This is a genomic window from Erwinia amylovora (genome assembly GCF_017161565.1).
Lineage (GTDB): Bacteria > Pseudomonadota > Gammaproteobacteria > Enterobacterales > Enterobacteriaceae > Erwinia > Erwinia amylovora.
Window position 1 is genome coordinate 1,320,720 of sequence record NZ_CP066796.1, and the last position, 11,122, is coordinate 1,331,841.

9 protein-coding genes and 1 pseudogene are annotated in these 11,122 nt (G+C 60.0%); 4 read left to right on the top strand and 6 right to left on the bottom strand.

Features of this window, described 5'->3' with window-relative positions; all coding sequences use genetic code 11:
* Position 1: 1 nt before the first annotated feature.
* The 3 genes from JGC47_RS06170 to JGC47_RS06180 are packed head-to-tail and all read right to left on the bottom strand — an operon-like array spanning position 2 to position 1,889.
* On the bottom strand, positions 2 to 718 hold the full coding sequence (locus tag JGC47_RS06170; RefSeq protein ID WP_004156782.1) for an SDR family NAD(P)-dependent oxidoreductase: 717 nt from the start codon (positions 716 to 718) through the stop codon (positions 2 to 4).
* Positions 715 to 1,146 carry a nuclear transport factor 2 family protein gene (locus JGC47_RS06175; RefSeq protein WP_004156783.1) on the bottom strand — a complete coding sequence of 144 codons (432 nt, stop codon included), beginning with the start codon at positions 1,144 to 1,146 and terminating at the stop codon, positions 715 to 717. Before JGC47_RS06175 ends, JGC47_RS06170 begins: the two co-directional genes overlap by 4 nt.
* Before the next feature lie 11 nt (positions 1,147 to 1,157).
* Positions 1,158 to 1,889: a MerR family transcriptional regulator gene (locus JGC47_RS06180; RefSeq protein WP_004156784.1), complete on the bottom strand. Its 732-nt coding sequence runs from the start codon at positions 1,887 to 1,889 to the stop codon at positions 1,158 to 1,160.
* Between the two features lie 198 nt (positions 1,890 to 2,087).
* Between JGC47_RS06180 and JGC47_RS06185 the strand changes: the two genes are divergently transcribed.
* From JGC47_RS06185 to ybiB, 4 genes and pseudogenes are all read left to right on the top strand, one after another.
* The gene (locus tag JGC47_RS06185) at positions 2,088 to 2,603 is read left to right on the top strand and encodes a helix-turn-helix domain-containing protein (protein ID WP_080515487.1); all 516 of its coding nucleotides are present in this window, start codon (positions 2,088 to 2,090) and stop codon (positions 2,601 to 2,603) included.
* Positions 2,600 to 3,118 (top strand): annotated as a pseudogene (locus JGC47_RS06190) (GNAT family N-acetyltransferase). The gene JGC47_RS06185 and the pseudogene JGC47_RS06190 overlap by 4 nt, the downstream one beginning before the upstream one ends.
* Positions 3,119 to 3,224: 106 nt before the next feature.
* Positions 3,225 to 5,387: an ATP-dependent DNA helicase DinG gene (gene dinG, locus JGC47_RS06195; RefSeq protein WP_004156788.1), complete on the top strand. Its 2,163-nt coding sequence runs from the start codon at positions 3,225 to 3,227 to the stop codon at positions 5,385 to 5,387.
* A gap of 22 nt (positions 5,388 to 5,409) precedes the next feature.
* The gene (ybiB, locus tag JGC47_RS06200) at positions 5,410 to 6,381 is read left to right on the top strand and encodes a DNA-binding protein YbiB (RefSeq protein WP_004156789.1); all 972 of its coding nucleotides are present in this window, start codon (positions 5,410 to 5,412) and stop codon (positions 6,379 to 6,381) included.
* Positions 6,382 to 6,412: 31 nt separating this feature from the next.
* Here ybiB and JGC47_RS06205 read toward each other — a convergent pair whose 3' ends face one another.
* The 3 genes from JGC47_RS06205 to hutH form a co-directional block, all read right to left on the bottom strand.
* A complete protein-coding gene (locus JGC47_RS06205) occupies positions 6,413 to 7,579 on the bottom strand; it encodes a M20 aminoacylase family protein (protein WP_004156790.1) in 1,167 nt (388 codons plus the stop codon).
* 124 nt (positions 7,580 to 7,703) lie between these two features.
* Positions 7,704 to 9,389: a urocanate hydratase gene (gene hutU, locus JGC47_RS06210; protein WP_004156792.1), complete on the bottom strand. Its 1,686-nt coding sequence runs from the start codon at positions 9,387 to 9,389 to the stop codon at positions 7,704 to 7,706.
* A gap of 17 nt (positions 9,390 to 9,406) precedes the next feature.
* Positions 9,407 to 10,957: a histidine ammonia-lyase gene (gene hutH / locus JGC47_RS06215; RefSeq protein ID WP_004156793.1), complete on the bottom strand. Its 1,551-nt coding sequence runs from the start codon at positions 10,955 to 10,957 to the stop codon at positions 9,407 to 9,409.
* Positions 10,958 to 11,122: the final 165 nt, after the last annotated feature.

Sequence of the window (11,122 nt, forward strand, 5' to 3'; positions counted from 1 at the left end):
ATTACCTCGCTATTTTTTGCGTTAACAGACGCTGAAGGCCAAGGGGCAACCGGGAAGTCACCCGCAACATAAAGGCAAACAGGCGGGGAAAGGCGATTTCAGTCTGCCCTTTGGCCAGCCCACGGCGGATAAAACGCGATGCCTGCATCGTATCGACCATCATTGGCATGGCAAAGTCATTGCGCTGCGTCAGCGGGGTATCGACGAAGCCGGGTAACACCAGGCTGATGCCTATCTGCTGGCGCTTAATGTCCTGTGCCAGACTGCGGGCGAAATACGCCAGCGCCGCTTTCGATGCCCCATAGGCTTCAGCGCGGGGCAGAGCGACCAGGCTGGCGATGGACCCCACCAGCGCCACGCGGCTGCCGGGCTGCATCTGCGGCAGCAGGGCATCAAGGCAGTTGATCGGCCCACTGAAATTAGTCTGCATCACGCGGTGGACTTTTTCGGCTTCCACAATGCCGTGGTCGAGGTATTCACAGGTGCCGGCGCACAGGATCGCCAACTCGACGATGCGGCCGGAAAGGGCGGCCCGCGTCGCCGCCAGGTCGGTGATATCAAAGGTGCAGATATCGATGTGCGCGTGTCCTGCATGCTGCGCCTCCAGCTTTTGCTGACTGCGCCCACAGGCGATGACGTGCCAGCCGTCGGCGGCGTAATCGCGCGCCAGCTGCAGGCCAATCCCGGAACTGGCTCCGGTGATAAGTACGCGTTTCATGGTTGTAACCTCTTTCTGACCAGGCGCACAGCGGCACCCACAAGCGGCAACTTTTCATAAATCATCGCACCCATGTCGTAGTAATCACGCTGAAAGACCACCTTGCCATCACGCAACTGCAGATAGCTGCTACCTTCCAGCGTTTGATCAGCGCCGCCCTGCAACCGGGGATGAGCGTACTCCATGCGCCACAGCAGCAGGGCATCATCATCAAATTCCCGGGTTAGCGTCACCACAAAGCGGCAATAGCGCATGTTTTTTAACAATGCGGCAAAGTAGCGTTCCACCACGGCCAGCCCCTGATGTTCACCAACCGGGTCGCACAGGCGAATGTCCGGGTGGTAGATCGCGGCCAGCATCGACAGTTGGCTGGCATCAAGCCGTTGATAAAACGCCACCAGTTGTTTCAGTGCTGCCTGCTGCGTCATTGATGATTCCTTCAGTGAACGTGAGGGGTGACAGAGAATCCCTGTTCCTGCCAGTGAGCCAATTGTTCTTCCTGGCGCCGGGTCAGCGTTTTACCGCTGTAGACAAAAATATGCTGGCCGGGAAAAAGTTCGGGGCGCGGTGATCCCAGCGGTTCTGCCAGCAGGTCAATGCGCCAACCTTGCTGCGCCAGCCGCCAGGCTTCCAGCCACAGGCGCGTACGATCGGTTATCCCCCAACCAATCAGCAATGCATCTTTTCCTGCTTTCTTACGCGCGCCGGTCAGGCAAAAGGAGATGTAATCAATCAGTGCACCATCGAGAAAACTGCACAGGGTGCGCGCGGTGTTTTGATCCAGCCCAAGGCGCTGGCGGATGGGGACAAAAACCTCGTCGATCAGAGTATCAACCGGAAATTCTTTTCCTAATGAGGCAATTTTAACGCGCAGTTTGGATGGGCGCACCAGCCGAATAACGCTCATCATCTCGTCCTGAAGAGCAACTATGCCATTATCCTGGCTAATATTTTCGCCTTCCAGCAAGGCCCTGACCTTGCCTACCGATACGCCGCTCTCAATCCAGCGTTTGATCTCTTCAATACGCTGTATATCTTCATCATCGAACTGGCGGTGGCCACCCTCGGTGCGCTGGGGTTTCAGCAGTCCATAACGTCGTTGCCAGGCGCGCAGTGTGACCGGGTTAATACCGCACTTTTCGGCAACGTCTCCGATGCTGTACAGGGTCATGAATTACCTCTTACTGACTGTCAGACCTGCCACCAAACTACTCAATTCTGCTTTGTTGTACAAACTTTTTTTTTATGTACAACTTGTCGGGGCGGGAAAACGCGGCTGAATCTCATAAAAGAGATTAATTCCCATATTTGAAACAATTAAATGGACATTAATTCAACATAACAACGGCTTGCCCGGCGTCTTGCAGACCTGAGGCTGGAAAAAAACTGGTCGCTGGAGACGCTGGCCGAACTTTCCGGCATTAGCCGCGCTTCACTGTCGCGAATTGAACGGGCGGAGAGCAGCCCGACGGCCAGCTTGCTCAATCGCCTGTGCCACCTCTATGGCTTCACCCTGTCACGCTTGTTAAGCGAGGTTGAGCAGGACGGAATTCAGCTGCTGCGTACGGATAGTCAAAGCCTCTGGTACGATGCGCAGAGCGGTTACCGGCGGCGTAGCGTATCGCCCCCGGCACAGGCATTTCAGGCTGAACTGGTTGAAGCACGGCTGGATGTCGGTGCGCGTATCGACTACGACCTACCGCCGCTGGCCGGGCTGGAGCAGCATATCTGGATGCTGGGCGGCGTGCTGGAATTTACCCTGGACAATCGCCATTGGCGGCTGGAGCAGGGGGATTGTCTGCGCTTTCATCTGTCTGGCCGCAGCTCTTTTCATGCGCCGGAGGCCACGGGGGCGCACTATGCGCTGGTGGTGGCTCGCCCATGACGGACTATCAATGGTTAACGGCGCAGCAGGCGCAGGCAGAACTTCCGGCACTGTGTGCGGTGCTTGATGGCTGTATTGCAGAGGGGGCGAGTATCGGTTTTATCCAGCGTGACCCTGAATTACTGCGCCACTTCTGGCAGGATGCGCTACTTAGCCTGGCATGTGGAGATAAGCAGCTGCTGGTGGCGCGCATTGAAGGGCGGATTGTGGCGACGGTGATGCTGGCGCTGGCGATGCCGGCTAACGGGGCACATCGCGGTGAAATTATTAAGCTGCTGGTTCACCCGGACGCCCGGCGGCGCGGCATCGCCCGGCAGCTGATGTGCCGGGCCGAACAGAAGGCATGGCAGGCCGGACGCAGTCTGCTGGTGCTGGACACGCGCAGCGGCGATATCGCTGAATCGCTCTAACTGCAGCTCGGCTGGCAGGTAGCCGGGCAGATCCCCGCCTGTGCGCGCTCCACGGCAGGTGATCTGGATACCACTACGCTGATGTATAAACAGCACAGCGGCTAAACTTTTCTGTTAGCGGCGCGATAGTTTTTGCCAACCGGCGTTTGCAGGCTGACGGCGACGCCATACTGTGCAAAAATACAGCCCTGTTTAGCTGGAATTGGTTGTCATGGCGTTAACTGTCGCGTTAAAAACGCAGATTGCCGGGTGGTATAAAGCCCTGCAACAGCAAGTCCCCGATTTTATTCCGCGCGCCCCGCAGCGGCAGATGATCGCCGAAGTGGCGAAAACGCTGGCGGGGGACGATGGCCGTCACCTGGCGATAGAAGCGCCTACCGGGGTGGGGAAAACCCTCTCTTATCTGATCCCCGGCATCGCCGTGAGCCGTGCCGGGGAAAAACCGCTGGTGGTCAGTACCGCTAACGTGGCGTTGCAGGATCAGATTTTCAGTAAAGATCTGCCGCTGTTAAAAAAGATTATCCCCGAACTTAAGTTTACCGCCGCCTTTGGCCGTGGACGCTATGTCTGCCCGCGTAACCTGTCGGCGCTGGCTGGCGACGAGCAGCAGCAGGGCGATCTGCTGCTGTTTCTCGACGAGCAGATGACCGCCAGTAAAGATGAGCGCGCGGTCTGTAGCGAACTGGAAAAATCCCTTAACCGCCATCAGTGGGACGGGCTGCGCGATCACAGTGCGGAAAACATTGAAGATTCTCTCTGGCAGCGCCTCAGTACTGATAAGGCCAACTGCCTCGGCAGCCACTGTCACTGGTTCCGCGAATGCCCGTTTTACGTGGCGCGGCGCGAAATTGAACATGCTGACGTGGTGGTGGCGAACCACGCGCTGGTGATGGCGGCGCTGGAAACCGAATCGGTGCTGCCGCCGCCGAAAGAACTGCTGCTGGTGCTGGATGAAGGCCATCATCTGCCGGAAGTGGCGCGTGATGCGCTGGAGATGAGCGGGGACGTCACACCGGGCTGGAACGCGCTGCAGCTCGATCTGTTCTGCCGGCTGGTAGAGCAGTGCCTGGCGCAGTTCCGCCCGAAACGACCGCCACCGCTTAGCCATCCTGACAAACTCAAAGCCCACTGCGAAAATCTGCGTGAGCAGCTGCAGCTGCTCACGCAGATTTTCGCGCTGTATCTGCCCGCTGAAGGGCAGGAAGACGAGTTCCGCTTTGAAATGGGGCGCTTGCCGGAAGAGATAATGGCCCTGTGCGCCCGGCTGTTTAAGCTCAGTGACGCGCTGCGCGGGCTGGCCGAAGGGCTGATGAACGACCTGAGTGAGAAAACCGGCCAGTTTGACGTGGTGCGCCTGCAACGCACGCTGATCCAGATGAGCCGTGCGCTCGGTGCGTTCGAGGCCAGCAGCAAGCTGTGGCGGCTGGCCTCGATGGAGCAGGCTTCCGGTGCACCGGTATCGAAATGGGTTACGCGCGAAATACGCGACGGCAACGCGCATTACCTGTTTCACTGCGCCGGCATTCGCGTCAGCGAACAGCTGGAAAAGCTGCTGTGGCGCAAAATTCCCCATGTGGTACTGACCTCGGCCACGCTGCGTTCGCTGAACAGCTTCCAGCGCCTGCAGGAGATGTCCGGCCTGAGCGAAAAGGCCGGCGATCGCTTTGTGGCGCTGGACTCGCCGTTTAACCATGTCGCGCAGGGCAAGCTGGTCATCCCGCAGATGAAGCTGGAGCCGATGCTGGCCAATGAGGTGCAGCACCTGGCGGAAATGGCGCACTTCTTCCGCCAGCAGATCCGCCTGGCGGCGCATAAAGGCATCCTGGTGCTGTTTGCCAGTAATCGCGCCATGCAGCAGTTTCTCAGCTATCTGCCCGAACTGCGTCTGATGATGCTGGTGCAGGGGGATAAACCCCGCCCCGCGCTGGTGGCGCTGCACCGCCAGCGCGTGGAGCGGGGCGAAACCAGCGTACTGGTTGGCCTGCAGTCCTTTGCCGAGGGGCTGGATCTGAAAGGTGAGCTGCTGTCGCAGGTGCATATTCATAAAATAGCTTTCCCGCCGGTGGACAGCCCGGTTATTTTGACGGAAGGGGAGTGGCTGAAAAGCCTGAAGCGCTATCCTTTTGAAGTGCAGAGTTTGCCCAGCGCCTCTTTTAATCTGATCCAGCAGGTCGGGCGACTGATCCGCAGTCATGACTGCTTCGGCGAAATCGTGATTTACGACCGCAGACTGATCAACAAAAGCTATGGCGCGCGCCTGCTGGGGGCGCTGCCGGTATTCCCGATAGAGCAGCCACCAATGCCGCAAGGAGAGCTGCCAAAAGCCACTGCCGCCGCCGTGGGCAAAAAAACGGCCGCCCGGCGACGACGTTAACCGACTTAGCGAGCAGATAAGCATGGAATACAACAAGATTATCAAAGAGATTGGCCGTGGTAAAAACCATGCCCGTGATATCGACGCCGACACGGCGTGTGCGCTCTATCGCCAGATGCTGGCGGCAGAAGTGCCGCCGCTGGAGCTGGGCGCGATGCTGATAGCGCTGCGTATCAAAGGGGAAGGCGAGCAGGAGATGCTCGGTTTTTACCGGGCGATGCAGGAGCTGATGCCGCGCCTGACGCCACCGGTACAGCGGCCGATGCCGGTGGTGATCCCCAGCTATAACGGTGCACGTAAGCAGGGGAATCTGACGCCGCTGCTGGCGATGCTGCTGGGGGAGCTGGGCTTTCCGCTCGTGGTGCACGGCATCAGCGACGACGCCACGCGTATTACCAGTGAGGCGGTATTTGCCGCGCTCGGCGTTCCCGCCGTGCGCTCAGCCGCAGAGGCTCAGGCAAAACTGGATGCGGGCGAGCTGGTATTTTTCCCGGTGGGTCAGCTGTGCGCCCCGCTGGAGCAGCAGCTGGCACTGCGCTGGCGCATGGGCGTGCGTAACAGCGCGCACACCCTTGCCAAGCTGGCGACACCGTTTGCGGAGGATGCCGCACTGCGTATCGCCAGCGTGTCGCACCCGGAATACATTCCGCGCATCGCCAAATTTTTCAGCGCCGTTGGCGGCCGTGGGCTGCTGCTTAACGGCACGGAAGGAGAAGTGTATGCCAACCCGCAGCGCTGCCCGTCCATTAGCCTGATTGCCGGAGCAGAGCCGCAGCTGCTGGTCGCGCGCCAGCCCGACTGGTTAGCCGGCGTTGACCAGCTGCCGCCAGCCAAAGATGCCCCAACCACCGCCGCCTGGATCCGCCGCTGCCTGCAACGTGAAGTCGCCGTGCCGCAGTCGCTGCGGCTGCAAATCGCCTGCTGTTATCTGGCAACCGGACGTGCGCCGGATGTGGATGCGGCCCTGGCGCAGATCGCTCAGGCCGGGTATTGAAGCTGGTCAGCACGACCGGTTATCTCGCAGCCTATGGGGATGACTTCAGCATCAGCTGCTGCTCAACCAGCGCGGTCCACAGCGCAATGCCCGGTCCAATCAGCGCGTCGTTGAAATCATAATGGGCGTTGTGCAGCGGCGCGGAAGCGCTGGCACCGTCGGCTCCCAGCCAGAAATAAGCCCCCGGACAGGCTTCCAGCATGCAGGCGAAATCTTCCGAGGCCATTGACGGATTGCTATTCCAGTGCACCCGTTCTGCCGGCAGCAGCGTTAGCGCGCCGTCACGCACCCGGGCCGCCTGCTGCGCATCGTTGACCGTGACCGGGTAGCCGCTCTGATAGTCAATGCTGCCGACGATGCCGAACGGGGTGGTAAAGGCGGTGACAAACTCATCAATCATCTGGCGTACGCGGAGGCGCACATCGGCCTGCAGGCAGCGCAGCGTGCCGCGCAGCACCACCACTTCCGGGATCACGTTTATCGCTTCACCGCCGTTAATCTGGGTAATGCTGACCACCGCTGATGCCAGCGGAGAAAGACGGCGTGACGGGATGGTTTGCAGCGCCAGGATCAGCTGTGCGGCGGCGACCACCGGGTCGGCCCCGTTTTCCGGCATCGCCGCATGGCAGCTGCGGCCGCGCAGGGTGATTTCGAATGAATCCAGCGAGGCCATCATCGCCCCTTCGTTGACCGCCACATCACCCGCAGCCAGCCCCGGCCAGTTGTGCATGCCGTAGATCGCCTCCATCGGGAACAGGGTAAACAGCCCTTCTTCCACCATACGGCGAGCGCCGCCGAGGTTTTCTTCCGCCGGTTGAAAAACAAAGTGCACGCTGCCGCTAAAGCGGCGGGTACGTGACAGATGTTTGGCGGCAGCCAGCAGAATGGCGGTGTGCCCGTCATGGCCGCAGGCGTGCATCACCCCCGGCCGGGTGGAGCGATGATCGGGGTTACCGAGTTCGGTTATCGGTAACGCATCCATATCTGCGCGCAGGCCAATCGCCGGGCCGGGGCCGTTTTCCAGCGTGGCCACCACGCCGGTACCAGCCAGCCCGCGATGCACCTGCAACCCCAGCGCCGTCAGCTGTTCCGCCACTGTCTGCGCGGTTTGATGTTCCTGATAACCCAGTTCCGGGCAGGCATGCAGCTTTCTGCGCCAGGCGGTGGCTTCAGCGATCAGCGAATCGGGAATAGTCATAGGGGGATTCTCCTGTACCGGGGGCTATCCTCTGGCGTTCAGAAAGTAAGTTAGCACAAATCGTTGCAGGAAGGGGCCGCTGTGGTAAGACGGGCCTGTCGTTTGCAGCAAGGCCCGTAAAGCATTATGGCATCATTGGCAGATTAAGCTGGTGTTCCCGGGCGCAGGCTTTGGCCAGCTCGTAGCCTGCATCGGCGTGGCGCATCACGCCGGTGGCCGGGTCGTTCCATAATACGCGCCCGATGCGCCGATCGGCTTCCTTGCTACCGTCACAGACAATCACCACGCCAGAGTGCTGTGAGAAGCCCATACCAACGCCGCCGCCATGATGCAGACTGACCCAGGTCGCTCCGCCAGCGGTATTCAACAGGGCGTTCAGCAGCGGCCAGTCGGAAACGGCATCGGAACCATCCTTCATCGCTTCGGTTTCACGGTTGGGTGAGGCCACCGATCCACAGTCAAGATGGTCACGGCCGATCACCACCGGCGCTTTCAGCTCGCCGTTGCGTACCATCTCGTTGAAGGCCAGACCGGCAAGATGGCGCTCACCCAGCCCCAGCCAGCAGATACGCGCCGGTAACCCCTGAAAGGCGATGCGCTGCTGGGCCATATCCAGCCAGCGGTGCAGGTTGTGGTGCTGCGGGAACAGTTCTTTCAGTTTGGCATCGGTTTTATAAATATCCTCCGGGTCACCGGAAAGCGCCACCCAGCGGAACGGGCCTTTGCCTTCACAAAACAGCGGTCGAATGTAGGCGGGGACAAAGCCGGGAAAATCAAAGGCGTTTTCCACCCCTTCGTCCAGCGCCACCTGGCGGATATTGTTGCCGTAGTCGACGGTAGGAATGCCCATATGGCAGAAATCGAGCATCGCCCGTACGTGAACCGCCATCGAGGCGCGAGCGGCCTTTTCCACCGTTTTGGCATTGGTTTTACGCTCGGATTCCCAGCGGGCCAAATCCCAACCGGCGGGCAGATAGCCGTTAATCGGGTCGTGCGCGGAGGTTTGATCGGTCACCATATCCGGCCTCATTCCTCCGCTTTTGGCGCGCAGTACCAGTTCAGGCAGGATCTCAGCGGCATTGCCCAGCAGACCAACCGAAATCGCCCGCTTTTCATCGTTGGCTTTAGCTATCAGCGCCAGCGCCTCATCAATCGAGAACGCCTTATGATCCAGATAGCGGGTACGCAGACGGAAATCAATACGTGATTCCTGGCATTCAATCGCCAGCACCGAGGCGCCTGCCAGCACCCCCGCCAGCGGCTGTGCGCCGCCCATGCCGCCCAGCCCGGCGGTCAGGATCCAGCGCCCCGCGAGGTTGCCGTTAAAATGCTGTCGGCCCGCTTCAGCAAAGGTTTCAAAGGTGCCCTGGACGATGCCCTGTGCGCCAATATAGATCCATGAACCGGCGGTCATCTGGCCGTACATCATCAGCCCCGCTTTATCCAGCTGGTGGAAGTGATCCCAGTTCGCCCAGTGCGGTACCAGGTTGGAGTTGGCAATCAGCACGCGCGGCGCATCCGCATGCGTGCGGAACACCCCGACCGGTTTACCGGACTGCACCAGCAGGGTTTCTTCCGGCCGAAGCGCCTCTAGCGCACGCAGGATCTGTTCAAAGCACTGCCAGTTACGCGCCGCTTTACCGATGCCGCCATAGACCACAAGGTCTTCAGGCCGCTCGGCAACATCCGGGTCAAGGTTATTCTGGATCATGCGCCAGGCCGCTTCTATCAGCCAGTTGGCACAGTGCAGCTGACTGCCGTGTGGGGCGCGAACGGGACGGGCAATGGCGTTGCTCAACGATTCAGTCATGGTTTACTCCCTTTAAATCAGAATGTAAGAGCGCGTGTTGGTTGCAGGGCGGCGACGGCATCCGGCCAGCAGTCGCCGCTGGCCCACTGGCGCATCTGTTCGATATCCGGTGCCATCAGGCGATCCTTTTCCAGAAATGCCACACGCTCACGCAGGGTCATCATCACCTGCTCCAGCTGCGGCGAACTGGTGAGCGGAAGATGAAAATCAATGCCTTGTGCGGCGGCCATCGCCTCAATGCCCACCACCGCGGCGCTGTTGAAGCACATAGCGCCGAGGCGACGAGCGGCATAAGTCGCCATCGATACGTGGTCCTCCTGGTTGGCGGAGGTCGGCAGGCTGTCAACGCTGCCCGGATGGGCGAGAGATTTGTTTTCTGACGCCAGCGCGGCGGCGGTAACCTGGGCGATCATAAAGCCGGAGTTGACCCCGCCGTCATTGACCAGGAACGGCGGCAGGCCGGAGAGGCTGCTGTCCAGCAGCAGCGCCATGCGGCGTTCTGAAATCGCCCCGATTTCCGCCACCGCCAGCGCGATAATATCGGCGGCAAACGCCACCGGCTCGGCGTGGAAGTTACCGCCGGAGATCACTTCTCCGCTGTCGGGGAACACCAGCGGGTTATCGGAGGCGGCATTGGCTTCAATTTGTAATACGCGCGCCGCGTGGTTGAGGTTATCCAGGCAGGCACCCATCACCTGGGGTACGCAGCGAATGGAGTAGGGGTCCTGAACTCGCCCGCAGTTCGCGTGGGAAGCCAGAATATGGCTACCTTCGAGCAGGGCTGCAACCGCCGCCGCCACGGCGATTTGCCCCGGCTGACCGCGTGCCATATGAATACGGCTGTCGAATGGCTTCACCGAGCCTTTGATCGCCTCCAGCGACAGTGCGCCTGCCACCAGTGCAGCGGCGAAAACGTTCTCACCTTCAAACAGGCCGCGCAGTGCCAGCGCCGTAGATACCTGAGTACCGTTCAGCAATGCCAGCCCCTCTTTCGGGCCGAGGACAAAGGGATGCAGGCCAGCGAGGGCTAAACCCTGCCTGGCAGGCAGCAGTTTACCCGCCACCCGCACTTCACCTTCGCCCAGCAGCATCAGAGACAGATGCGCCAGCGGTGCCAAATCCCCTGAAGCACCGACCGAGCCTTTCTCCGGGATACATGGCATAACCCCGGCGTTGAACAGTGCGATCAGCGCATCAACCAGTTCGATGCGGATGCCGGAGTGGCCGCGCGCCAGGCTAATCACTTTAGTCGCCACGATCAGTCGCACTACGTCATCCGGCAGTAAGTCGCCCAGACCAACGCTGTGCGACAGCACCAGGTTACGTTGCAGTTCAGCCAGGCGTCCGGCGGGAATGGTGGTTTGCGCCAGTTTGCCAAAACCGGTGTTAATCCCGTAGGTGACTTTGCCCGAGCTGACGATGTCATTCACCGTGTCGTGCGCCTGCTGAATACGGGTGCGCGAGGCGGCGTCCAGCGCCAGGTTAACCCCGCCGCGATAGATGGCTTTGAGGATGGCAAGGTCCACCTTGCCGGGCTTAAGCAGGCAGTGATGCAGGGGTGCTGGCATGTTTGCTCCTGTATAGACAATTGTGTTTGCAGGGTTTCTTATTTGAATGATCCTGAGTGAATCACATTTGTATATTCTTGTCTATACAACTACCGAGGGTTGTGCCAGCTTTGTCACAAAACGGCGGCTACGAATGGGAGGGAGGTCGGGACATCCACCGTCTAC